The following is a 25731-nucleotide window of genomic DNA, read 5'->3' as shown; positions in this document are numbered from 1 at the left end:
TTAGACGATGAAAAAATTAAAATATATAGCCGTCCTATCGCTGCTTTGCTGCATGGTACTGAGTAGTTGCGATAAATATCTTGATATAACACCAAAAGGCAAGCAATTGCTAAAAACGACCAATGACTACGATTTATGGTTGAACGGGGCCACATTTACTACTGAAATGACCCAAAGTATTATGAATTATATGACGGATAATATTGATTTAGCAACTGTTGGTACTCCACCAACTACTCTTGCTAATCTGATTTATACGTGGGCACCACAATTTACATCTGATGTATCGTCTGTTACTTATTTGTGGGGCGATCATTATGCACGAATCAGTTTATACAATACGGTATTGTTAGGCATTGATGCTGCCGAAGGAGGAACTGCATCGCAGAGAGCCAGTATTAAGGCAGAAGCTTTGTTAGGCCGTGCACAGTCATATTTCTATCTTGTGAACGAGTATGCCAAACCTTACAATGCTGCCACAGCTGCTACCGATTTAGCTGTGCCTTTTGTTACCTCAGATGATGTAAGTCAAAAAACACCGCCAAGGAGTACTGTTGCCGAAATTTATCAGCATATCTTCGATGATATTAATGAGGCTATCCCAAATCTCCCTGCTGATAATAGCAATGCGAGGTTCCGTGGGTCAAAAGCTGCTGCATACAGCGTATTGTCACGTGTATATTTATACCGAAGAGATTATGCTGAAGCACAAAGATATGCACAGCTTGCTCTTGACAATACCAAGGCAACAATGATTGATTATACCAGTCCTACTACTTTTCCTACAACAACCAATGTAGTATCCCATCCAGACGTGATTTATGGAAAAGCATCTAATGCAGCTGGGTTGCCTATATCTCAAGAATTAAAAGCAACGTTCGCTACCAATGATGCCAGAAGAACGGTTTTGTATTCTAATTGGGCCGGAACTGCTAGGGGAGCAACTTTATTTTATGCCGCTGCGGTTACGCCAGCTTTTCAATTAACGAATACCGGTACAACCGTACAAGAACTGAGGTTGGTTATAGCAGAATGTGCGGCAAGAGCCAATAATCTTTCTACTGCACTTACCAACCTAAATGAAGTGCGCCGTAATCGTTACACTGGTACACCAATTACATCTAGAGATTTTAATTCGACAGATCAGACTGCTGTGCTTAATGAAGTACTAGCGGAAAGAAGGCGAGAATTACCATTCCATGGCCTACGCTGGTTCGATATGAGAAGACTGGATATGGAGAATAAAATGCCAACCATTACTCGTTATAATGCACAAAATGTGGTCGTTGGTACACTAGAGCCTCATAGCAACAAATATACGCTACAAGTGCCGATCCAAGTTTTGGCATTTAACCCAGACATGGTACAGAATCCATAAATATTAAGATTTAAAGTATGAAAGCATATAAATTAAATTTATTGGCAATATGCACCATTGCAATATTGCTAACCGCTTGTAAAAAAAATGATTCTGTTCGCGAAACTATAGCAGATGGACGTATATCTTTTAATGTGCCAGCATCAACTGATGTAGTGGTTGTTTCTACAGCATATGACATCAAGACTACAAGATTGGTAACCTTAGAAATGAAAGCATCTTTGCAGGGTAATGTCTCTTCGGATGCGCACTATGTAACATTCGCACCAGATACCACTAAAATTACTGATTATAAAACGAAGTATGGAAGTGCTGCAGTTTTACTTCCAACATCAAGCTACCTTTTTTACAAACCAACAGTAACTATAGCCGCTGGCAGTAGCCTTTCAGACGCAGCCGTTTTGAACCTTAGTTTTCAGAAAACATTAAAAAAGTTTACCACTTATGTGCTTCCTTTAGCAATTACAACCGTTGACGGAGTAACACAGGATCCAAGATCACGCAAAGTTGTTTACTATGTATTAACCACAGGCGATGGACTTTATCTGGATAATTCGGCTTATACCATAACTGCTACTGCATCTTCGGTAAATTCAACTCTTGTTGCCAATAATGCCGTAGATGCGAATTTACTAGGAACCTATTGGCTGAGCAACATTACACAAGCTTTACCACAATGGTTAAATATTGATTTAAAAAGAGATGTTACTTTTTCTGGATTAGAGTACTACTTTCCAACGGCTGTAAACTATACTACCCTCGGAGCTTACCCTACCTCAGCTAAAATTGAAACCAGTTCAGATAACATCACCTGGGTAGATAAAGGTACTTATGCTGTAGATATTAGAAATGCAGATAGAATGTCGGTTATAACTCTGGCCTCACCAGCCACCGCCAGATATGTGCGTATCAATGTTCTAGCTGCAGCTCCTTACGTTTCAGGCGCAAATTCTTACAGCGTAGCTTTTATAAGCGGGATTTTGTTTAGGAATTAATCAACGTGCTCGTTTTTAAAAACAAAAAATGAATAAATCACTGATTTCACTTTTGCGCTGAAAATCTTCGCGGTGAAGATTTTCAGCGAAATTATCAGCTTTAATTAAATAATTTTTATCAATCATGAATATTAAAAATACAGTTATTGCCCTTTTATTAATGCCAGCTAGCTTTTGTATGGCACAAAATAAATTTACCATCAATGGAAATCTATCGTCAATAAAAGATCCTGCTAAAGCCTATCTGGTAACCATACAAAACGGAGCGTGGAAAGAAACGGACTCTGTCGACATTAAGGACGGGAAATTCGAGTTTAAAGGGAGCGTTCAAGAACCTCAGCAAGTGATGATTGCCGTAAAACGCAACAACAGTAAAAGCGAAAATGACCGTCAAGGATTTTTTCTTGAGAATTCTAAAATTTCCATCTCTGGTACAGATTCAATCCAAAATGCAATTGTAAGCGGATCAACTTCTGAAAATGAAAACCATGAACGAGAAGTCATGATTAGCAGAGTTACGGCTAAAATCATAAAATTGCAGAAGGACTATGGTAAAAAGGACGCAAATGGTGTTTACATAAAATCTGCAGAAGACCGTAAAATGGCTGGAGATAGCATACAGAAGTTGGTGGCTATGAATAAAGCAATTAACGTAAAGTTTGCTGAAGATCACTTAAATTCATTTGCAGGTTTATATGCTTACAACATGTATGTGCTTGACAATAAATTTGAAGCCTCGCAAGTTGAACCTTTATTTCATAAATTTTCAACCAGTTTAAAGTCTTCGCCTTTAGGCCTTAAAACGATAGAAAAAATCGAGATTGGCAAACGACGCCAAGCAGGTTCTAAAGCAACTGATTTTACACAAACCGACCTTGAAGGAAAACCGTTTACCCTTTCTTCTTTACGAGGAAAATATGTTTTGGTTGATTTTTGGGCAAGCTGGTGTGCACCCTGCCGTGCTGAAAATCCCAATGTGGTAAAAGCCTATACCGCATTAAAAGATAAAAACTTTGAAATTGTAAGTGTTTCTCTCGATTATCCTGGCATGAAAGCCGCTTGGTTAAATGCCATTAAAACAGATGGAATGCCCTGGATTCATGTAAGCGATCTTAAGGGATGGAAAAATGAAGTTGCACAGCTTTACGGTATCAATTCCGTACCACAAAATATTTTAATTGATCCAAAAGGTATGATTGTAGCCAAAAACTTAAGAGGTGAAAACCTGCTCGATCAGCTTAAAGCATTCGTTAAATAATATTAAAACATAGATGATATATTCATCATCTTAACCAATACTAAATCAAAATAAACAGATGAAAATAAAATTAATTTTTGGCGTATTGTTAGCGTTCTCAACGGCTACAGGTTTTGCCCAAGATAAATTTACCATTAATGGAACAATCCCTCAGGCTGGGGCGGATAAAATGATTCTATTAAACTATGTAAACAGCGAAGGTAAAAATGCTAAAGATAGTGCAATAGTAAAAAACGGTAAATTCTTGATAAGCGGAACAACAGCTTTTGGAAATAAGGCTTACCTAACATTAATGCCAATAAAAAGAGAACCTAAGGCTAGAAATTCTGATTATACTGATTTCTATTTGGAGAAAGGTAATTATACTATAACAGGAACTGATAGTCTTGTAAATGCTAAAATTACAGGAACCAAAGTTCAACAAGATTATCTGGATTATAATGTTCAAACGGCAAGTCTTTTGGCTCAGTTTAAGGAAATAAGCGCTCGTTTTGCCAAAGTTTATTATGCAAAAGTTAAAGATACGGTAACCATAAAAGCCATTCAGGCAGAAGCACGTCCGGTACATGCTAAAATAGAGGCTGCTTTAGATTCTTTTATTTTCAATCACCCTGATTCTTACGTTACGGCCGATTTAATTTTAGCGAATAAAATGATGGTGATCGATGTTGTAAAATTCGATCCATATTACAAAGTGATGAGTAAAAGAGTGCTTTCGAGTTTTGCCGGAAAAAAAATAACCGACAAGTACATGAAAGCAAAACAATTTGCTGTAGGGAAGGTAATCGACTTTACACTTCCTGACTCAAAAGGGAACGAATTTAAACTCTCTTCACTTAAAGGCAAATATGTATTGGTAGATTTTTGGGCCAGCTGGTGTGTGCCTTGTCGTGCAGAAAATCCATTCTTACTAAAAGCCTATGCAGAGCTAAAGGATAAGAATTTCGAAATTGTAGGCGTTTCTCTTGATGATAAAAGAGCAAACTGGATGAATGCCGTTGATTCGGATAAACTGCCTTGGACACAGGTTAGCGATGTAAAAGGTTTCCAAACGGAAGTTGCCGTAAGGTTCGGCATTACAGCTATCCCACAAAATGTTTTGCTTGATCCAGAAGGTAAAGTAATTGCAAAAGATTTGCGAGGCGAGGATGTGAATAAAAAAATTGCTTCATTTATGAAGTAGCCCCGTTAGGGTTTAATAAGAAATACCAATTTGCGAAGTTTCAAATGCCATACCGGTTTGGGACTTCGCAAGTTTTAATAACAAATCTAAAATGAGACTTGTGAAGTTTTCTATAACGCAATAGTAATCAGCATCCTCGCTTATTTTGTCGGAACTGAAATTTTTGATTTTTGTTTGTAACCAATAATAAAAGAATTTATTAGGTTTGAGAAGAGTTTCTTCTTATCCCTGCCGAAGCTCGGTTGTTTATATTTCTGGATTTCCGTTTTTAGATTTTCCCAAATTCTTTTTTCGTCTTTCATATCATTTCCTCCTTATCGGTAAGCAATTTATTGAGGTAAAGTATTGCCTTTTAATGTATTGCAAATGGCAAGCCAAAAATGACTATTGCCTTTAAAGGAGTACAAGCGTGTATTGTTAAATTAGATTTAGAAGGAGAGTCCTAAATACGAGACGCTAATAAATCCAAACTTAATTTAGTTAGCTTTTCTGTATGCTTTTAAAAAATTTAATTACAACCTCGTTAGCTTCTGGAGGATAAAAATGTCCGCCGGGGTGAACATACAAAACCACTGGAGTATTTGTTGTAGATGGATAAAATGTTGCATTAGGGGCATAAGCATGGGTTATATCCGTGCAACCATCAATCTTCAAAATTCTGTTACACATTGCTTTTTGCCACGCTGGTTTTACCAATGGATCTTGTTCGCCCATAATATGCATAGCTGGTTTAGGTTTTAATAAATTTACAACCCGACCACCTACAGCAGCGGATGGTGCGAAGGCTGCAAATTCATCTCCGCGGGTTGCCCAAAGTAAATACGTAAAACCACCACCGTTTGAGTGGCCTGTTGCATAAATTCGTTTGTTATCTATTTTATAATCAGATCGAAGCGTTTTCAGCATGGCATCAAAAAAGATCAAATCCCGATCGTTCATATCACCAGGCGCTTTTTGCCAACCCGGCAATTTGCCTTCAGGATCGGTTAGTTGCCCAGGGGTGTTTAAACCTTGTGGACAAACAATAATCGCTTCTGGCCAAAGCTTTTCAAAACCGCGGCTTTTAAACATATTGCCCATCGTACCTCCATGGCCATGAAATACAAAAATGATAGGAGAAGACTTTGTTTTTGCATCAGCTGGGATATAAACCAATGCTTCTCTAGTGGTATCGTCAACTTTCCATTTCATGAGTTTTGCTCTTGGCATACCTTGTTGAGCAAAAACCGGGGTGATTGACCCAAATAACAAGAACAAACCAATCAGTAAGAAAGATTTGCAGAAAAGTTGAGTAAATGATTTTTCAGACATGCCTGTACGACGGTTATAAATACTGAAGGTTTAAAACAAGTATTTAATTTTAGGTTGGTGTGTAATTTTCTTATTGAATTTTGAAGAATGGATACAACGTATTAAAAAAAATGTATTTTTAGCAAATCTATTAAAACGATTTACTAATAATAATTTGATGCTATTTATTTGGTAGGCAGATAAATCAGATTTAATGCATCTGGCATATAACTAGTTATTGGTAACATTTTTTTTCAGATTAACCAAACCAAACACCATTACACACATTATGAGCAAACTAAATTTTAAGAACATTTTTTTAAACGCTTTGATTGTTATTGCCATATGCAACACTAGCATTGCTAGAGGGCAAAATAAGGAAGGCAACTTTCTTTCTAAACAGGATACCGCTTCAGTTCCCAAAGAAATCGAAGACCCAGAAAACATCGGTATTAATAAAGAAGCATCGCACGCCACTTTAATGCCTTATGCAGATTTAAAGCAGGCACTTGCTGCTAAAAGACATGCCTCTACTTTTAGCAGAAGCTTAAATGGCATGTGGAAATTTAATTGGGTAGACTGGCCTCAAAAACGCCCTGTAAACTTTTATAAACCAAGCTATGATGTTTCTGGTTGGAAAGAAATTAAAGTACCCTCAAATTTTCAGGTAGAAGGCTATGGTACCCCGTATTATAGCAATTACAATTATATCTTTCAAAAAGATTTCCCAAGGGTGATGAGCACGCCTCCCGAAAGATTTACAGCATACAAAGAAAGAAATCCCGTTGGGAGTTATCGCCGTGATTTTACTGTGCCTGCCGATTGGAAAGGACGTAAAATCTTTATCACTTTTGATGGGGTTGATGCAGGTTTCTTTATTTGGGTGAACGGCCGTAAAGTGGGCTACAGTGTAAACAGCCGAAATGCTGCAGAGTTCGATTTAACGAAATATCTGCAACCAGGCAAAAACACTCTGGCTGTTGAAGTTTATCGCTTTACCACGGGAAGTTATTTAGAAGATCAGGATATGTGGCGCTTAAGTGGGATTTTTAGAAATGTAACCCTTTGGAGTGCTCCACAACAACACATAAGAGATTTTTTTGTTAAAACCAATCTCGACCAACAGTTTAAAAATGCCGAAGTTGCTGTTGTAACCAAAATAAAGAATTATGGTACCTCAGTTACGAAACCTAGAATTGTTGAGGCTAGCTTATATAACGGTAATGTTTTGGTTGCAGGGTCTACCGGAAAAAAAACTGTGCCCGCTCTAAAACCAGGCGAAGAAGTCACTGTCGATTTAAAATTCAAGGTTAGCAACCCTGAAAAGTGGACTGCAGAAACGCCAAGACTTTATACAACTGTAATTAAACTTAAGGAAGGAATTAAAGATGTTGAGATTCTTTCATCGAAAACAGGATTTCGCCAAATTGAAATTAAAGGCCGCCAATTTTTGGTAAATGGTGTTGCCATAAAACTTAAGGGCGTAAATCGCCACGAAAACTGGCCAGATGTTGGCCACGCAGTAACGGAGGCCCAAATGATTCAGGATATTTTGCTGATTAAACAGGCCAACTGTAATCATGTTCGTACCTGCCATTATTCGGATGATCCGCGTTGGTACGAGCTGTGCGATGAATACGGACTTTACTTGGTTGCAGAAGCAAACGTGGAATGCCATGGCGCAATGAACGAATTTAACGATGAACCGAGAATAAAAGCGGCCATTGTAGATCGAAATGTTGCCAACACAGAAAATTTCAAAAATCATCCATCGGTTGTGATTTGGTCTTTGGGGAACGAAAATGGAAGTGGTGGCGTAAATTTCAGAGCGGCATTAAAAGCAATAAAAGAAATCGATCCAACTCGCCCTACGCATTATGAAGGTTTTGGAATTGGCAATGGAAACCCAGCGGATATTGATAGCCAAATGTATACCGATGTTGCAAGTTTAGAGAGACACGCAAAAGATGCAAGCCTAAACAAACCTTTTTACTTGTGCGAATATGCTCATGCCATGTTCAATTCTATGGGGTCTGTAGATATTTACAACGAGCTTTTCGATAAATATCCTGCTTTATTAGGTGGTGCAATTTGGGAGTGGCAAGATCAGGGAATTTACAACAATAGAGATCCAAAACATCCAATTACAGCTTTTGGTGGTGGTTTTGGTGAATATCCAAACGATCAATATTTTATTCATAAAGGTGTTGTGTTCTCAGATAGATCTTTAAAGCCTCATTATCCTGAATTAAAACACGCTTATCAGTGGATTAGCATTAGGGATAAAGATTTAAAGAAAGGAATGGTTACCATTAAAAATCGTTATCAGTTTACCAATACAAACACTTTTGCTGGTAAATGGGAATTGACAGAAGATGGTAAAATGCTTTCTTCAGGCGTATTCTCTACGGGATCTATTAATCCAGGCGATGAAAAAGATCTAAAAATTCCTTATCAAGTCAACCCGAAAGCAGGAGCAGAGTACTTTTTAAGAATTTCATTTGATTTATCTACCGATAAAAACTGGGCTAAAAAAGGTTACGAAGTTGCTTCTCAACAATTTGAACTTCCTATTTCAATTCCAGCGGCTGCAGTTGCGGTTTCTGGCAATTTAACTTTAGATGATTCAAAAGATTTTATCCGCGTAAAAGGATCTGATTTCGCTCTTGAGTTTGATAAAGATCAGGGAACTTTTTCTAAAATGGAAAAAAATGGCAAAAACGTTCTTCAAAAAAATGGAGGTCCAATGCTCCATTTATGGCGTGCGCCACACCGTAAAGACGATATGTGGGCTTACGATGATTGGATGAAAAAAGGACTAAAATCTATAAAATGGACAACCGACGAAGTTAAGGCAACTCAATTAAGTGCAAGTGTTGTAGAAATTAAAGTACGCCTAACCGGAACAGGTAAACAAGATTTTACCATTCATCACAATGTGGTTTATACCGTTAATGGCAATGGTTTGATAAACGCCGTAAATGATGTAGATTTTAGCGATCCAAAACTTATACTTGCCAGAATTGGCGTGCGTCTTTTCCTTGATAAGGATTTAAATAACCTTGATTATTTGGGTCGCGGACCAATGGAAAACTATGCGGATCGGAAAAGTGGATTCGATATCGGCCATTATTCAAGTAGCGTTGCAAAACAAATGACACCTTATGAGAAGCCCATGGAAAGTGGAAATCATGAAGATGTACGCTGGGCAAATGTTACCGCTACAAGTGGTTTTGGTTTAAGCGTTAAGCACGGAAAAGACTTATTTCAGGTTGCAGCATTACCTTACAGTGATGAGGAAATGGAAAATGTAGAATACAAAATCGATCTTCCTAAAAGTAAGGGTACGGTTTTATGCATTAGCCACAAAACTTTGGGTGTAGGCTCATGGGGTTGCGGTCCGAAACCATTAGAGCCTTATTTGGTTTATGCAAAACCAACATCTTTCAGTTACCAGATTTTGCTAACCGGTAATAAATAATTTAATTTTATTAAGATAACGAGGCAGGCCTGTAATGTTAATTACGGGCCTGCTGTTTTATGGTCGGCCAAAATTATCAGTTTTTTATGCCCATATCTTCTACTACGGGCAGGAAGGAAAACTCTTCTTCTAAGATTTACCTGAAGATGTTATTAAGGATGATTTTATTTCAAGATTAATTTCCTTTCCCAATGTGTTGATCACCGCCCATCAGGGATTCTTTACCCGCGAGGCCATGGAACAGATTGCTCCGTTACGCAGTGTATCCGGGTTAATAATAGATATAACATTGTAACAATTCTTTATTTAAAAAATCTTAAAGCATATAAAACTTAGAATCTTCATTTTTCACCAAGTTTACTTATGCTCTATTTTAATAAATTTATTAAATCTTATGGTTCGAGAACAATTGTTAAGATTGAAGAGATGGAACTTTCCAATGGGATTTATTGGTTAAAGGGCGTTAACGGATCTGGAAAAAGTACATTGTTAAAATCAGTATGTGGTTTTCTCCACTTTGAAGGCGAAATCTCTTTAAACAACATTAGCTTGAAAAATAGTGGAGTAGACTATCGTAAAAAAATAAATTTCGCGGATGCCGAACCCATTTATCCAGAGTTTTTAACGGGTAATGAGATGATCAAGTTGTTTCTAAAAGCCAAATCTGGTAGCATTACCCAAGCCGAATATTATATCCAAAGTATGGATATGGGCAGTTATCTCAACAATCCGCTCGGAACATACTCTAGCGGAATGCTCAAAAAGCTTTCTTTGGTTTTGGCTTTTCTAGGAACTCCTACATTAATATGTTTAGATGAACCTTTGATAACTATTGATACTCATTCTCTCTCTGTGCTTTATCAATGGATTAAGGAAAAATATGAAAAGGAAAATACCGGGTTTATTCTTTCTTCTCATCAGCCTTTGGATCTTTCGGTCTTTAATAAGGTCTCTACACTTTCTTTAAAAGACGGAAAATTGCATCCTTCAAATTGATCGATTTATGACAGACATCCTCAAAAAGATATTTGCGAATGGTTTTTATAAGATGCATGCCGGGGCACTACTTTTTCTTTTTTCTACACTAATAATTTATTTCTTTTTTATAAATACGCTTGGTACTGTACCCATGTGGGCAGTAACCGAATGGAATCTGGCCATCACTTTGGCTTTAGTAATCAGTCCGCTGGTTTTAATTATTTATTTAATAGTTTGTTTAGGTTATGGTTTCAAAAGCTGGCAATATGTTGTTAAACAATTGTCTGTTACCCATAACGAGTTTTTATTTTACAGCACAACGTCGTTTAGAAAATATATTCAGTTTAAAAGCTGGTTTCTGGTTCAGTTCAAAATTTTTCTTCCCTTATGGATCTACACTATTTTTGCAACTGTTATTGGCTTAATTTATGGTTATTATATCCTGCCAATATCCATTTTGTTGTTTTTGGCTTTTCTTAATGCCTTCATTGCTTATGGCTATGTTCAGAAAATAAACAGTCTGGATCAAAAAAGTGCAACAACAACAGCGGGCTTACTTACCAAGAAATGGGCAAAACCATTGTTTATTCTTTTTACGTATCAAGTATTGGATAAAATGAAACTCACTTTCTTGATCACTAAGATTGTTTCATATCTATTTATAATTTGTGTTTCTTTATTTTTCACAGAAACTGCTGGAGCGTTTTCTGTAGGCACTTTAACAATAATTATCCTGATTACGGCACATGCAATAATTATCTACAAGGAATATGGTTTCAACGAGCACTTTTTATATTTCTCGCATAACTTTCCTTTTAGTAAAATTAAAATGTTTCTCGGCCCATGTTTAAATTACGCAGTAATATTGTTTCCAGAAATTTTATGGTTAGTTACAACTCAACGTTTTGATCATTGCGGTCTCATCATCTTATTGGGGTTTGCAATTTTACTCCTCTACAGAAGCATAATGTATGCCATTGGCAATAACATGAAACGTTTTTTGTTTTGGATATTTCTAATTTTTAATATTCTTTTTTTAGGCTTCCTCTATACAATAATCTGGTATTTTGTGCCGATGATGCTGATTATATCCTATTTAATTTTCAGTAGAAATTACTCAAACGAGCACTTATCCGATTAATTAAACTTTACTGAAAATTCAAAAGGGCCACAATATCCATTGAGGCCCCTTATAGTCATATTATTAACTAAACTAAACTGTATATAAGACTCATAAAAAACAAAAAGGTTGCATAAAAAAGAAAATTAATTTTTTGGTTTCCCAAGAAATCTGATCATCGAAAGAAAACACTCCTTTTCCTTTACTTTTTAAACATTTCAGAAGTTTTTGTGTTATGCTAAATGATGACAAAAAAAATTCTCATTATCGACGATGACAATGATCTGCAGGAAGTTTTTCCGTTGATGTTTGAGGGACGGAACTATGAGCTCCGTGCAGCCCTTAATATTGAAAATATTGAAGGCATTATTGCGGATTTTAAACCTGATGTAATTTTACTTGATATTTGGATTGATAAGGTAGATGGAAGAGTTGTTTGCAATTATTTAAAAAGTCATGAAGCAACTGCGGAGATTCCGATTATACTTATTTCTGCCGTGCTGATTGATATCGATGATGTGAATTGCAGGCCAGAGGCCATTATTCAAAAACCATTTCAAATAGCCGAGATTATAGAGATCATAGAAGATTTAACCCAGGAAGCCAATAATTAACGATGTAGTTTTTTTATCCGTTTTATTTCAATAAGTTTTCCGTTTTAGTAAGGAATTGATCAGTTACTCTATTAATATCGATGTTCATTCGATCGGCCAATACGGTTAACCACCAGATACATTCGCCCAATTTATGCTCCAATTCAGGAACTGTTCCTTCGCCTTTTGGCCAACGTCCCTGATGCGACATGGTTAGTCTGCCAATCAATCCGGCATCAGTTAAAAAAGCTAATGCATCTTCTTCAACGCTCCATTCAGTGCCGTGGTGTTGCCGTTCTAATTTATGGTAAAGTGCTCTAAGTTGTATCGAGCGTTCTTTCAGTATTTTAAAGTCTAAATTTTCCATTATTATTTTTTTAGCCACATTGGGTTTAATTTTTCGATTTTCTTATTTATAGCGCACATTGGCGAATGAGCTCCACCCAGATAACCAATACTCATTAAAAATTCGTTAACGATTTCGCCACCAGTAAATTTGAATGTTTTCTTAAACAGCTTAACCCATTCTTCCTTGGTTTTAGGGTGATGACTTTCCAGCCATTTTTCGAAAGAACCGAATTCTTTTTGTAAGGATGTGATGGTTCTTGCATTCTCGATTGCAGCATTTACTTTTAACTTGTTGCGGATAATTCCGGCATCACTTAATAATCTTTCCCGGTCTTGTTCTGTATAATTTGCCACTTGGTTAACATCAAAATTACTATAGGCCTTTCTAAACGATGCTTCTTTTTTTAAAATCGTTTCCCAACTTAAACCTGCCTGATTAATTTCGAGAATCAATCGGCCAAACAACTCATTATCATCATGAATAGGAAAACCATAATGGTTGTCGTGATAGTTTTTGTGTAATGCCTTCCTTTCTTCGGGTTGCATGGTTTCTATATGATCGCAGTAAGCCATAATTAATTTTTGTAAAAGGATTGTTTAAATTCTACTGGTGTTTGGCTGGTTTTCTTTTTAAATATTTTGCTAAAAGACTGTGGATGTTCAAATCCCAAATGATAGGCAATTTCTGCAACGGTTAAATGATCGAGCGACAAATAATTTTTGGCTTTTTCAATAAGTTTATCCTGAATGTGCTGTTGCGTATTTTGTCCGGTAAGCATCCGCAACATATCGCTCAAATATCTGGCTGATAAATTTAGCTGGTCTGCAAGATAGGCAACGGTTGGAGGTCCTTTCTCCAAGGCTTCTTCATCATTAAAATATCTATTCAAAATATCTTCCAGATCCGTCAACAAATCGTTGTTTGTAGCCTTTCTAGTTATAAACTGGCGTTTGTAAAAGCGATTGCTATAATTAAGCAAAACCTCTAAATGGGCAATAATTACATCCTGACTAAAATCATCAATTCTGCCATTAAGCTCTTGTATAATATGTTCAAAAACTTCAGAAATGGTAATCTTTTCCTTTTCAGAAAGATATAGAGCTTCATTTGCCGAGTAAGAAAAAAATCCGTAATTACCAATGGTTTTCGCCAAGGGATAATTCCTGAAAAAATCAGGATGGATTAATAAAGTATAGCCAGAATAATCCTTCTCATCTTCTGCTGGTGCAATAATTTGGTTCGGCGAGATGAATGATATCCCGCCTTCGTCAAAATCATAATAATGCTGTCCGTATTTTATTTTCCCCTGCAGATTAATCTTATATGAAATTTTGTAAAAATCTAGAAGCAAACGCGTTGGAAGCTCTTCTTCTGGTGTTTTAATATCCGCATAGTTAACCAAGCTTACTAAAGGGTGTAAAGGTTTTGGCAAGCCCAATGCTCTATGCAACTCTGCTATCGAGCTGAATTTTTGAACCTGGTTATCGTGCTTCTTCATTTCTCAAATTTAAATAACTATCATGTTTAATCTAATGGATTTGTTCTTATTTTTAATTCTATTTTAATTTAGGAGCCGAAAGATTAAGCATTCTTGTTAAATCTTTTCTGAAATTTTCACTTCCCTTTTCCAGGCGTTGTTCCGCAATCTTTATAGAATCATTTCCAGCAAGATAGCGTAATTGATCTTGCCCATCTGTAGCCGCTTGATATACGACTTCGGCTATGCGTTCTGCTTCGGTAAATTCAATCAAGGTTCCGTCTGCAAAAAGCTCGCCCAGTTTTTTGTTTAAAACTTCATAATCTGGATCTACGGCTACCTGCATTCCGCTAATAAAATTACTTTTAATCCCACCGGGAGCAACGGTTTTAATACCAATGTTAAACTGAGCTAAATCGTAAGAAATGCTCTCGCTAAATCCTTCCAATGCCCATTTTGTAGCATTGTAAACCGGTGATAAAGGGTTGGAAGAAAATCCACAAACGGATGTAGTGGTGATAAATAGGCCGTTTTTTCGCGTTTTAAAATATGGTATAAAAGATTTGATTACTCGGATAACGCCAGTTAAATTGGTATCTATTTGCTGGGCAATCTGTTCTTCCGAATAGGATTCTAGTGGACCAACCAAACCGTAACCAGCATTGTTAAACACAACATCGATTTCAGTAAAATTAATCGCTTTTTGAATTGTAGCTTCAACCTGTTCCTTACTGGTAACATCCAAAGGCAATAAATAAATGTTTTCCAACAGCTGTAATTCGGTTTCGTTTTGTGGATTGCGCATAGTGGCCATTACTTGCCATCCCTTTGCCTGAAATAATTTAGCTGTAGCTTTTCCTAAACCTGTTGATGCGCCTGTGATGAAGATTGTTTTCATTTTTTTTGTGATTTATTTGTATTACAAAGATCAATCACCCTGAAAATACAGGATTAACCAAGTTGGTAAATGTTGTAGCCGAATTGACGAACATTTATTAGAAAGCTAAAATAATTTCTAAATTGTATTTTATTATATTAATCCTTTTAAGCGAATAACCGGATTACCAATCTAAATAACCAAATGAAAAACTTATCTAAAACCCTTAAGAGCCTTATAAAGAGAACTGGAATTACTTTTACCGTTTTAGTGATTTCGAACCTTGCAATTGCTCAAGTTATCATTCCGATAGAAACCGAACACAATGCATTTGTACTTCAAATAGGGGCAGGTTTAGATGTAAACACCATTTACTTTGGTAAAAAACTTAATTCGCAAAAAGAATATGCGGAAATAAGCGGTACATATAAGCAAACCAGCGATTACACCGGACAATTAAACTCTGCTTATACTCCATCAGGTTCCAGAAATTTGGTTGAACCAGCAATTTCCATTACACATAGCGATGGAAATAACAGTCTCAATCTGGAATATCTTTCTCATGGCACTCAAAAAATTGATGATAACGTATCTATTATTTCTATTGTGCTTAAAGATCCTGCTTACGATTTTTATGTTAAGCTAAATTATAAATTATACTTTAAAGAAGATGTAATTGAGCAATGGACAGAAATTGAACACCATGAAAAGGGAAATGTTATATTACAAAAATTTGCTTCGGCCAATTTACATTTAAAGGCAGAAAAATTTTGGTTAAGGCAATATCATGGCGATTGGGCAAAGGAAATGCAACCCGAAGAAAGCAAAATAACACACGGAATTAAAACACTTGATAGCAAGTTGGGCACTCGGGCAAATCTATTTCAGCCTTCTGTATTTATGGTTTCTTTAGATCAGCCTGCAACTGAAAATCAGGGCAGTGTTTTGTATGGCGCAATGGAATGGAGCGGAAATTTTCGCATCGATTTGGAATTGGATTATCAGGATAACCTCCGCATTATTGCAGGGATGAATAATTATGCATCTCCCTACAAACTAAAACCGAACGAATCTTTTGTTACGCCAAAGTTTCTGTATACTTTTTCTGATCAGGGAAAAGGAAGTGCAAGTAGAAAGCTTCAAAACTGGGCTCGCAATTATCAGCTACTGAATGGAAAGGGCGATCGATTAACCCTTTTAAATAACTGGGAAGCAACGTACTTCGATTTTAACGAACAGAAACTTGCCGAATTATTAAAGGATACCAAAAAACTTGGGGTAGATATGTTTCTTTTGGATGATGGCTGGTTTGGAAACAAATATCCACGCAACGATGACCATGCAGGCTTGGGCGACTGGCAGGAAAACAAAAGTAAATTGCCCAATGGCATTTCATCTTTGGTTAAGGAAGCACAGAATAATAATGTAAAATTCGGAATCTGGATCGAGCCCGAAATGGTCAATCCGAAAAGTGAGCTTTACGAAAAACATCCAGATTGGGTAATAAAACAACCAAAACGCCAAGAATATTATTTTAGAAATCAGTTGGTTTTAGATTTGAGCAATCCGCAGGTTCAAAATTTTGTGTACGGAATTGTAGATAAGTTATTTACCGATAACCCAACTCTGGCTTACATCAAGTGGGATTGTAACGCTGTAATTTACAATGCCTATTCTTCTCACCTAAAAGATCAATCGAGTTTTTATATCGATTATGTTAAAGGGCTGTATTCCGTTTTGGAAAGAATCAGGGCCAAATACCCACAAGTGCCAATGATGCTTTGTTCTGGCGGTGGTGGTAGGGTAGATTATGCCGCACTGAAATATTTTACAGAATTTTGGCCTAGTGATAATACCGATCCAATGGAGCGTATTTTTATTCAGTGGGAGTATTCCTATTTCTATCCAGCAATAAGCAGTTCAAATCATGTTACCGATTGGGGCAAACAGCCCATTAAATTTAGAACGGATGTGGCCATGATGGGCAAATTGGGTTTCGATATTGTGGTGAGCAAACTGCCAGAAAATGATCTTCGTTACTGCCAGGAGGCAATAAAAAATTATAATGACAATAAAGCTGTTATTTGGCAAGGAGATCAGTTCCGTTTATCAAATCCAAGAGAAGGAAGCATAGCATCCATGTTGTATTTAAATTCGGATAAATCGTCCGGTATCATTTTTAATTATCTGGTTAACAATAGGTTTGGAGAAAATAGCAAGTTTCCAATTAAAATGCAAGGACTTGACCCATCAAAAAGATATAAGCTTAAAGAGATCAATTTATATCCAGGTACGAAATCATCAATCGATGATAGCAAGATTTACAGTGGAGATTTTCTAATGAAGATTGGCTTTAATCCAGATGTGAATTCGAGTAGAACGAGTGTGGTAATAAAACTGACTGAAGCTTCGTAAACCGGCATTATCCATATGCATTGGTTGTTTATTGAAAAATTTAATCCAACATAAGCCTAATCATGAGGCGTAACACATCTCTATCAAAAATTAATATGTTTTAATATGGATAAATAATTTTAAAGAAGATAAGAGCGAAAATATTTAAAATTCATCATAATATCTAGGAATCTGCTCGGCAGAATAATAGCAATAAGTTATGATACAAAATGAGAAAGCGTAAAATATTAGAACGGCTAATAGGAATGTGCTCATAAGAAATATTATTTGGTTAGGTTATTTAAATGTTAAGTTATCATAAATTTTATTCAATAACGCATTTATTTTCAAAATGTTACTAACATTAATTGATAAGTTTTTAATAAAATAAAACTTGGTTTTAATAAGACTTTATATGTTTAAAGTAAACGTATTTTAATATAGACAATGCCTAGCTTCATCTGGATATTTGAGGATGGTAAAATCTTTACCCCATTAAAAGTTATTTTACTACAACACATTTATCTTGCCTGAAACTTATCACGATATTCAGAAGGCGTCATACCAACAGCTTTGCGGAAAACTTTTCTAAAAGCCTTTGGGTCATTATAACCTGAATTATATATAACCTCTGTCATTTGCTGTGCCGTTTGTTCTAAAAGTTTTTTTGCGGCCTCAATTCTGGTTTGTTGTAAATATTCTATTGGGGTAATGCCGATTACCTGTTTAAATCGCCTAACAATATTTCTTCTACTAGATGGAATATCCTTAATCATTTCTTCAATTGTAGACACATCTTGATAATTAAGCTCAATTTTTTCTTGAGCTGAAGCCACTAAATCATCATTGTGATGTCTGGCAGGCTGAAAGGAACTAAAGTACGATTGATTTTGCCGATCCATATCAATTGCAAAAATTTTAGCGGCCTTTATCGAAATTTCTTTTCCGCAATGGTTTTGAAGTAAATGTAAAAGCAGGTGGAACGAGGAAGTTGCCCCACCACTTGTATAAAGTTTTCCATCTTGTGTAACCGTTTTATCTGGTCTTAATTTTATCGCTGGAAAAGCTTTAGAAAAAGCCGAACACGCATCAACATGAGTTGTTGCCACTTTTCCATCCAGTAAGCCTGTTGACCCAAGTAAAAATGCACCTGTGCAAACTGTAGCTATTTCTGCCTCCTTATAATATTGTTTACTTAACCAGGGAATAAATTGGCTGTTTAACCCTAGTGTAGATTTAAGATCATCGGTGGTAAAAGCAGGAATCACAATTAAATTGTATACATCATCTTCGGCAATGGATTTTGAAGCATAAGCATTAAAAAAGTCATTTTTATGGTCTCCATTATTCAATAGGTAAATCTCGTAAGGCGATTCTTTTCCCATTTCTTGATGAAACTTATTCGCTGTTTCAAAAACATCCAAAATTGCAGCAACACTTAATAATTTATAATGCTGAGTGAGTAATACCGCTATTTTAATCATTAGGCTAGGATTTTAATTTGGATAAATATATAAAATTTGTCTTAAATGCCCCCCAATATTGACTTTTACAGCAAGTACCGATTTCGGGATTATCACTTAATTTTACTTACACCAACAATCATTATAGATATGAAAATAAAGACAATTAGTAATAGACTGTACGGCATTTTAGTTTTATTCGAAATGCACACAGATTTTTTAATTAGAGCATTGGATGGGATTAAAGAAGAAGATGCTCAAAAAAGATTGGATACGAAAGCCAATCATATTGCGTGGATTACCGGAAGTATAGTATATGGAAGGTATTACCTGGCAAAATCATTTGGGATTGAATTAAATTCTGTAACGGATGAACTTTTTAAAGATAATAAAGGAATTATTGATGATGCAGTTTATCCAAGCTTAGCTGATCTTAAAAAAGATTGGGAAAAAATTTCTCCATTGCTACAAGATGCTTTAATTAATGCTACAGAAGAAAAATTAGATGAAATGTACAAAATGCCTGGCATGGAAATTACACTGTTCGAGATGATATCCTTCAGCACCTACCGAGATGCAAACTGTATTGGTCAAATTGCCTTATGGAGAAGGTTGTTAAACTATCCCGGCATGAATTATATGTAAATTATGGAAAAACTAATTAAAGAATTAGAAGAAACATTCTCAACATTCCAATCCGAATTAAATTCTGTAAGAAAAGATAAAATTAATGCGGTTCCGTTTGAAGGAAGTTGGACTGCCGGACAACTGGCACAACACATAATTTTAGCTACAAGTGGTTTTGGCGAGGTTTTAAATGGACCAACGGGAGAAACCAGTAGGCCTGCAGATGAAATGGTTGCCAAAATTAAGGCTGATTTTTTAAACCTTGATATTAAGATGGATGCTCCAGATTTTATCTGTCCTGAGAAAAAGGAATATCATAAAGAAGAGCTTTTAGAAAGCTTGACTTCGATCAAAAATGATATCGCATCCTCAGCAAAAGATCTTGATTTAACTAAAACCTGTTTGGCATTTAAACTTCCAGTTTATGGATACTTAACCAGATTAGAAGCCATAAATTTTGTAATTGCGCATACTCAACGCCATGTTTGGCAATTCAAAAATATTAACAGTAAGTTAGAGTTAGCATAAATTATATAGATAATGACTAAGCAAACTCAATTATCAGGAAGGGAAGAAGTAGATCGCTACATGGCTAATTTAGAACATCCATTTAAAGCAGAGGTTGAACTTTTAAGGTCTATAATTCTCGATGCCAGCAATCAGCTTCAGGAAAGGGTAAAATGGAACTCACCAAGCTTTTATTATGTAAAAGATTTGGCTGCATTTAATCTTCGAGCTAAAGGATACGTGCAGATTATTTTTATTTTTTATAATGGAAATATGATTGAAAGTGATGGATTGTTGCAAGGCGAGTGGAAAGATAGGCGAGAGGCAAGATTTTACAGTTTGGAAGATATCAATGCTAAGGCTCGTAAGCTTCAGGACTTTGTAAAAGACTGGATAAAACTAATGAACAAAACAAACCATAATTAACCGCCCTAGGGCATAAAATAACAACAACAATGGCAACAGTTAACTCGTATTTAAATTTTAATGGCAACACAGAAGAAGCATTTAACTTTTATAAATCAGTATTTGGAGGTGAATTTATAACGGTTCAGCGCTTTAAGGATACCCCTGCTTGCGATGGCATGATGGCGGATGAGCAAGAGAAAATAATGCATATAGCTTTACCAATTGGCGGAAACGTTTTGATGGGTACAGATGTTACTGCCCCAATGCCACTTGCCACTTATGGAACGGGCATTTCTTTATCGGTAGATGCAGAAACTGAAGAAGAAGCACAAAAACTTTTCAATGGCTTATCGGAAGGAGGAACCGTAACAATGCCTCTTGATAAAATGTTTTGGGGAGCGCTTTTTGGAATGCTTACAGATAAATTTGGTATCCAGTGGATGGTTAACCATGATTACAAAACGAAATAATTTTCCTTTAATTTACAAAAAGTGAGATTTTAATCTTGCTTTTTGTAAATTTAAATTAACCAAATCATCACTTAACCAAAACTAGATTTTATGAAAATTGCAGTTATCATTGTCAGAGTACTTCTTGGAGCTCTTTTTGTGTTTGGAGCAGTTGCTTATTTCCTGCATCTCCCAATGAAACAGCCAGAAATGTCTGCTGATCAAAAGACGTTTATGTCGGGGGTTATGGCTTCCGTATATTTATTTCCATTAATTAAAATTACCGAACTTGTATGTGGGCTTGCGCTGATTATTGGTCGCTTTGTTCCGCTGGCAGTAGTGGTTATTTTTCCGGTTACTTTAAACATCTTGCTTTATCATGCATTTTTAGGCCCTGCCCAATTACCAATGGCTGTAGTTTTGCTCTTGGCAAATTTATTTCTGGCTTATGCGTATCGTAAAAATTATACTTCAATGCTGGTTGCAAAGTAATTTTTAAAGATATTTTTGCTTTCTCATAATTTTTGATGTTTTTTACTGTTATAAAGGTCAAATCACTATCTTTAAAAACACTAACTAAAAATTATTATGAGAAAGCTCCCATTTTTAATGCTACTATTTGTTGCGATATCTTATAACGCAATTGCCCAAAATAAAGATGCCATTGTGGGTAAATGGTTAAATCCATCAGGAGAAGGACAAATCGAGATTTACAAAAAAGGCGATAAATATTATGGCAAACTGGCTTGGCTAAAAGAACCAAATCTAAATGGAAAGCCAAAATTGGATGCTAATAATCCAGCAGAAAATCTAAAAAAACGGCCATTGTTAAACTTAGAAATTTTGAAAGACTTTGTTTACGATGAAGGTAAATGGACAGATGGAACCATCTACGATCCAAAAAGTGGTAAAACTTATAGTTGCAACATGACTTTAAAAGGGAACGATGTTTTAAACGTTCGCGGTTATGTTGGAATTTCACTTCTTGGCCGATCGGAAACATTCAGAAGAGTTAAATAAAAAATTGATGAAAAAAATAATCTGGTGCTTTTTAATAGCACCTTTTTTTTGCGCTGCCCAAACGTATTCGCTTAAAGCGTTAAACGAAAATACTAAAACCAGTTTGCGAGGATTAAATATCGTTTCTGATCATGTAATGTGGGTAAGTGGAAGCAATGGAACAGTAGGTAAAACAACTAACGGCGGGTTAAACTGGCTATGGATAAAACCTAAAGGATATGACAAATTGGATTTTAGAGACATTGAAGCCTTTAATGATAAAGAAGCAATAATTGTTAATGCGGGTTCTCCTGCTTATGTTTTAAAAACAATTGATGGAGGAGAAACATGGACTGAAACCTATAAAAATTTAGATACGGCTATTTTTTTAGACGGCTTAGGTTTCTGGGATAAAAACAACGGAATAATTTTTGGTGATCCGATTAAAAATAAAATGCAATTATTGAAAACCGCTGATGCCGGTAAAACTTGGGTAGATATTTCAGATCATCTTAAACTGCCATTAGCAGATGGTGAAGCTGGTTTTGCCGCTAGTGGTACTACAGTTAAAACTTTGCCAGGAGGAAAAGTTTGGATTGCAAGCGGCGGAATGGTTTCTAATATTTATTATTCTTCGGATTATGGAGAAACCTGGCAAATATTCAAATGCCCAATTTGGCAGGGAGAAAACAGTACAGGTCCATTTTCAATGGATTTCTATGATGCTAAAAATGGAATTGTAGTTGGTGGTAATTATGTTAAAGACAAAGAAAATACGAACAATATATTGTTAACCAATAACGGCGGCAAAACCTGGCAAAAGCCAACTACTCCGGTTTTTGGCTATCGCTCTGGCGTTACTTTCATTAATAAAAAAACATTGGTTGCTACAGGAACCTCCGGAACCGATATTTCTACCGATTATGGCCAAAACTGGAAACATATTTCTGATAAGAGTTTTAATGCCGTTCAAAAATCGCCGAAGGGAAATTTAATCGTGCTAGCAGGAGAAAAAGGATCGATCTTTCAATTGGAAATCAAATAAAACATAAAAAAATCCTCATTTAAAGCAAATGAGGATTTTTTTATGATTATTTTAATTAAAGTTTCTCAACAAATATCGGGGTTTCAGAAACTTCGATGGTTAATTTTCCATTTACGGTATTAACCGTTTTATCTATGGTAACATCTTTACCTGGTTGCAAAGTGTGGATAATTGCCTGCTTAGCATCACCTAGATTAAGTTCATACGTTGCGGTTCTACCTTTTTGGTCAGGAATCGTCAATACGTAAATTTCTTTTTTGTCTAGTTTGTATAAATCTACAATCGGATCTGCGCTCAGTGTAGAATTATAATAGTAATTCCCTAAAAGATTCTTTGTTTGTAGCATATAATCTGCAGATGGTCTTCTTGTTAAATTTGAATTTACGAAACCTGAAGATGAGTATTGGGTAGTGCTGTTGATATCAACGTCATCAAGCATGTAAAACATGCATCTCTTTAATCCTTTTCTAGCGTATAAGAGCGATGTTCTTAAATTCCAGTCTGCTTGTGTTATAGAAGATGTTTTATTTCCAATAGCAATAGCTCTTTGTGGTGTTTGTGTTCCAATATCATAACCCGTTTCCGTTATCCAAACAGGAGTATTGTTGGCATTATCCTTGGCCATCGCAATAAATTTATCAGCAACAGTTCCAATGTTAGAAAGCTCAGGCGATACACCAACCGTTGCATTTCCACCATTCGCAAAGGCATTGTTGGAATATAGATGATAATTAATTACATCAAAACATAAATCAACGGTTCCGTCTGGTTTTGTTCCCCTATTTTTTTTGCACCATTCAATCATTTTAATCACATAGTTAGGATCAGCTGTAGCAAGTCCGCCCATTACCACAACCATATTTGGATCTGCTGTTTTTATACCAACATTTTTACCCAATTTGCCTTTATCTCCATCATAAAAAGCAGACATGTTAGCCGCGTATTCTTCAGGCGTTTGTTCTGCTTTTTTTCCTTTCCACCATTTATCTCGTTCGTTATCACATTCAATATACTTAATCAAACCTAAACCAATTTTAACGGTGTTGGCTTTATCTCCCGTCCATCTTAAAGATGCATCTACAGTGAAGAGGGTAGGATCAACATTTTTATTGGTACCGTATCTCGCAGCCAGTTGAAAGCCAGCTTTTGCTTGAATAACATAAGAAGATGGGAGGCTTCTATCCGATCCGTAAGGAGCAGGCACATTTTCTGCATCTCTTTGATCAGCTGGATAAGTATTGAATAACCAATCTGGGCAGGTTTTTAAATCAATTAAAACATCAATGCCAGAATCTTTCAGCTTCTGGTAGATTACGTCATAATCCCAGCCTCCGTTATGTGTTGGACTAAAAGTATATTTGCCTTGTTGTGGTTCTATTCTTGACCAATCAAGATAGTGCCTTATTCCTGAAAATGATTTTAAGAGATTAAGCCTAGTTTCATCTATAACATCTGGTTGATTTTGTTGGGTAACATCCCATTCAAATGCATTTACTGCAATATAATCTTTGAATGGAGTGGTGGATGATGCAATTCCATTTCCAGCTGGAGTAACAATTGTAGAATTGGTAAGATCATCAGAGTTTTCTCCATTGTTTCGCTTTCTACAAGCCGTGAAAATAAAAAAAAACAAAAGTGGGATGATGAAATACTTCATATTAATGCAGGGAGTTATATGTTTTAATATAATTGAATGGGACATTCAAATATAAAATAATTAACTGAATGTCAGATGTTTAATTTTTGTTTTAATCGTCAAGTTGTTGATTGTCAATTGCATTTGCACTTAGATTCAAAACGAGTGTAAGTTTTTACAATAAAAAAACTTACAATTTGTAACAGTTTATTTCTACTATGTTCTAATAAACAATATTATTGATACAAAATATAATGATCAAAACTTTTAGGAACGGGAATAATTTGTTTCTTTGCTGTACTAAATTTAATTTGACGAACTTACTATTAGATCTATGGATTTCTTACACACAATTTTAGGCGATGATATTCAGGCTGGACTACTTATTATTTTAAATCTAATCGTTATAGAAAGTCTTCTTTCTGTTGATAATGCTGCCGTTTTAGCAACAATGGTAATGGATTTGCCTAAAAGCCAGCGAGATAAAGCATTAAAATACGGAATAATAGGTGCTTATGTTTTTCGCGGAATTTGTTTGTTCTTAGCCGCTTGGTTAGTTAAAATTTGGTGGCTTAAGCCTCTTGGCGGATTATATCTGCTTTACCTTGCCTTTGATTATTTCAGAAAGAAAAATTCAAAGAATAATGAAGCCGAAGAAGAGGTAGATAAAAGCAAAAGCTGGATTTACAAATCTACAGTAGGCTTAGTGGGTACTTTTTGGGCTACTGTGGCTTTGGTAGAAGTAATGGATCTTGCCTTCTCGATCGATAATGTTTTTGCTGCGGTTGCCTTTACCGATCACATCTGGTTAATTTATATTGGTGTTTTCATTGGTATTTTAGCCATGCGTTTTGTTGCTCAGGCTTTTGTGAAACTGATGGAAAAATTTACTTTCTTAGAAACCGTTGCCTTCATTGTTATCGGCGTTTTGGGAATAAAATTAACCTCATCGTTATTTACCCATTTTCAACCCGATTCTCCAATTTCTCATGCAATAGAAGGCGAAAAAACAGACCTTTTTGTCTCAATTTTTACCGTTGCCATATTTATTCTACCCGTACTTTCTTCCTTATTATTTAACTATCCCAAAAAACATAAAAGCGATATCCAAGTAGCTGATAAAGCTGAGGAGGTTTTAGAGCAATCTTAAATTTGGGTACGTCTTTAATGTAAATTCTATATACACATATTTCAAATTGTAAGTCTAATTTGTAATATTAGTAT

General features: G+C 35.8%; 24 protein-coding genes. 17 read left to right on the top strand and 7 right to left on the bottom strand.

Translation table 11 applies throughout. From position 1 onward, the window contains the following. Nucleotides 1-7: 7 nt before the first annotated feature. The 4 genes from DF947_RS18265 (at nt 8) to DF947_RS18250 (ending at nt 4814) form a co-directional block, all read left to right on the top strand. Nucleotides 8-1378 carry a RagB/SusD family nutrient uptake outer membrane protein gene (locus tag DF947_RS18265; protein ID WP_109931601.1) on the top strand — a complete coding sequence of 457 codons (1371 nt, stop codon included), beginning with the start codon at nt 8-10 and terminating at the stop codon, nt 1376-1378. 17 nt (nt 1379-1395) lie between these two features. After that, nucleotides 1396-2373, top strand: a complete 978-nt coding sequence (locus DF947_RS18260; RefSeq protein ID WP_109931599.1) for a discoidin domain-containing protein — start codon at nt 1396-1398, stop codon at nt 2371-2373. Between the two features lie 124 nt (nt 2374-2497). After that, on the top strand, nt 2498-3631 hold the full coding sequence (locus DF947_RS18255; RefSeq protein WP_240615411.1) for a TlpA disulfide reductase family protein: 1134 nt from the start codon (nt 2498-2500) through the stop codon (nt 3629-3631). Nucleotides 3632-3689: 58 nt separating this feature from the next. After that, nucleotides 3690-4814: a TlpA disulfide reductase family protein gene (locus tag DF947_RS18250; protein WP_109931597.1), complete on the top strand. Its 1125-nt coding sequence runs from the start codon at nt 3690-3692 to the stop codon at nt 4812-4814. Nucleotides 4815-5294: 480 nt separating this feature from the next. On the opposite strand, the gene DF947_RS18245 is transcribed toward DF947_RS18250, so the two are convergent. Further along, nucleotides 5295-6125, bottom strand: coding sequence for an alpha/beta hydrolase family esterase (locus DF947_RS18245; RefSeq protein ID WP_205940817.1), 831 nt, complete (start codon nt 6123-6125; stop codon nt 5295-5297). Nucleotides 6126-6393: 268 nt separating this feature from the next. Between DF947_RS18245 and DF947_RS18240 the strand changes: the two genes are divergently transcribed. The 4 genes from DF947_RS18240 to DF947_RS18220 all read left to right on the top strand — a co-directional run bounded on the left by DF947_RS18240 (nt 6394) and on the right by DF947_RS18220 (nt 12297). Further along, complete coding sequence (locus tag DF947_RS18240) at nt 6394-9585, top strand: glycoside hydrolase family 2 TIM barrel-domain containing protein (RefSeq protein ID WP_109931595.1); 3192 nt, start codon at nt 6394-6396, stop codon at nt 9583-9585. A gap of 363 nt (nt 9586-9948) precedes the next feature. Beyond that, nucleotides 9949-10581: an ABC transporter ATP-binding protein gene (locus DF947_RS18230; RefSeq protein WP_109931593.1), complete on the top strand. Its 633-nt coding sequence runs from the start codon at nt 9949-9951 to the stop codon at nt 10579-10581. A 7-nt stretch (nt 10582-10588) separates the two neighbouring features. Next, nucleotides 10589-11704, top strand: a complete 1116-nt coding sequence (locus DF947_RS18225; RefSeq protein ID WP_109931591.1) for a hypothetical protein — start codon at nt 10589-10591, stop codon at nt 11702-11704. Between the two features lie 221 nt (nt 11705-11925). After that, nucleotides 11926-12297, top strand: a complete 372-nt coding sequence (locus DF947_RS18220; protein WP_109931589.1) for a response regulator — start codon at nt 11926-11928, stop codon at nt 12295-12297. Between the two features lie 22 nt (nt 12298-12319). Here DF947_RS18220 and DF947_RS18215 read toward each other — a convergent pair whose 3' ends face one another. The 4 genes from DF947_RS18215 to DF947_RS18200 are packed head-to-tail and all read right to left on the bottom strand — an operon-like array spanning nt 12320 to nt 15000. Further along, nucleotides 12320-12643, bottom strand: a complete 324-nt coding sequence (locus DF947_RS18215; RefSeq protein ID WP_109931587.1) for a nucleoside triphosphate pyrophosphohydrolase family protein — start codon at nt 12641-12643, stop codon at nt 12320-12322. Between the two features lie 2 nt (nt 12644-12645). After that, a complete protein-coding gene (locus tag DF947_RS18210) occupies nt 12646-13197 on the bottom strand; it encodes a DNA-3-methyladenine glycosylase I (RefSeq protein WP_109931585.1) in 552 nt (183 codons plus the stop codon). A 2-nt stretch (nt 13198-13199) separates the two neighbouring features. Further along, the gene (locus DF947_RS18205) at nt 13200-14123 is read right to left on the bottom strand and encodes a helix-turn-helix domain-containing protein (protein WP_109931583.1); all 924 of its coding nucleotides are present in this window, start codon (nt 14121-14123) and stop codon (nt 13200-13202) included. Nucleotides 14124-14181: 58 nt separating this feature from the next. Then, the gene (locus DF947_RS18200) at nt 14182-15000 is read right to left on the bottom strand and encodes an SDR family oxidoreductase (protein ID WP_109931581.1); all 819 of its coding nucleotides are present in this window, start codon (nt 14998-15000) and stop codon (nt 14182-14184) included. 183 nt (nt 15001-15183) lie between these two features. Here DF947_RS18200 and DF947_RS18195 point away from each other — a divergent pair, with 183 nt between their 5' ends. Beyond that, nucleotides 15184-17394, top strand: coding sequence for an alpha-galactosidase (locus tag DF947_RS18195; protein ID WP_109931579.1), 2211 nt, complete (start codon nt 15184-15186; stop codon nt 17392-17394). Nucleotides 17395-17894: 500 nt separating this feature from the next. On the opposite strand, the gene DF947_RS18190 is transcribed toward DF947_RS18195, so the two are convergent. Beyond that, on the bottom strand, nt 17895-18857 hold the full coding sequence (locus DF947_RS18190) for a GlxA family transcriptional regulator (protein WP_109931577.1): 963 nt from the start codon (nt 18855-18857) through the stop codon (nt 17895-17897). A 129-nt stretch (nt 18858-18986) separates the two neighbouring features. On the opposite strand from DF947_RS18190, the gene DF947_RS18185 reads away from it, so the two are divergent. The 7 genes from DF947_RS18185 to DF947_RS18155 all read left to right on the top strand — a co-directional run bounded on the left by DF947_RS18185 (nt 18987) and on the right by DF947_RS18155 (nt 22871). Further along, the gene (locus DF947_RS18185) at nt 18987-19481 is read left to right on the top strand and encodes a DinB family protein (protein ID WP_109931575.1); all 495 of its coding nucleotides are present in this window, start codon (nt 18987-18989) and stop codon (nt 19479-19481) included. Nucleotides 19482-19484: 3 nt separating this feature from the next. Further along, nucleotides 19485-19991: a DinB family protein gene (locus DF947_RS18180; protein ID WP_109931573.1), complete on the top strand. Its 507-nt coding sequence runs from the start codon at nt 19485-19487 to the stop codon at nt 19989-19991. A gap of 12 nt (nt 19992-20003) precedes the next feature. Further along, complete coding sequence (locus tag DF947_RS18175) at nt 20004-20396, top strand: DUF1801 domain-containing protein (protein ID WP_240615410.1); 393 nt, start codon at nt 20004-20006, stop codon at nt 20394-20396. 29 nt (nt 20397-20425) lie between these two features. Continuing rightward, complete coding sequence (locus tag DF947_RS18170; protein ID WP_109931569.1) at nt 20426-20848, top strand: VOC family protein; 423 nt, start codon at nt 20426-20428, stop codon at nt 20846-20848. Nucleotides 20849-20938: 90 nt separating this feature from the next. After that, entirely contained in the window at nt 20939-21319 is a 381-nt protein-coding gene (locus tag DF947_RS18165; protein ID WP_109931567.1) for a DoxX family membrane protein, read from the top strand. Between the two features lie 96 nt (nt 21320-21415). Beyond that, nucleotides 21416-21847, top strand: coding sequence for a DUF2147 domain-containing protein (locus DF947_RS18160; protein ID WP_109931565.1), 432 nt, complete (start codon nt 21416-21418; stop codon nt 21845-21847). Nucleotides 21848-21854: 7 nt separating this feature from the next. Beyond that, entirely contained in the window at nt 21855-22871 is a 1017-nt protein-coding gene (locus DF947_RS18155; RefSeq protein WP_167398027.1) for a WD40/YVTN/BNR-like repeat-containing protein, read from the top strand. Between the two features lie 55 nt (nt 22872-22926). On the opposite strand, the gene DF947_RS18150 is transcribed toward DF947_RS18155, so the two are convergent. Beyond that, the gene (locus DF947_RS18150) at nt 22927-24528 is read right to left on the bottom strand and encodes a beta-galactosidase (RefSeq protein ID WP_109931563.1); all 1602 of its coding nucleotides are present in this window, start codon (nt 24526-24528) and stop codon (nt 22927-22929) included. Nucleotides 24529-24841: 313 nt separating this feature from the next. Between DF947_RS18150 and DF947_RS18145 the strand changes: the two genes are divergently transcribed. After that, nucleotides 24842-25657, top strand: coding sequence for a TerC family protein (locus DF947_RS18145; RefSeq protein ID WP_109931561.1), 816 nt, complete (start codon nt 24842-24844; stop codon nt 25655-25657). The last annotated feature ends 74 nt before the right edge of the window (nt 25658-25731 follow it).

The sequence above is a fragment of the Pedobacter paludis genome, assembly GCF_003173575.1.
GTDB classification, from domain to species: domain Bacteria; phylum Bacteroidota; class Bacteroidia; order Sphingobacteriales; family Sphingobacteriaceae; genus Pedobacter; species Pedobacter paludis.
Note: the sequence above shows the minus strand (reverse complement) of the source record. Positions and strands in the feature narration are given on the sequence as shown.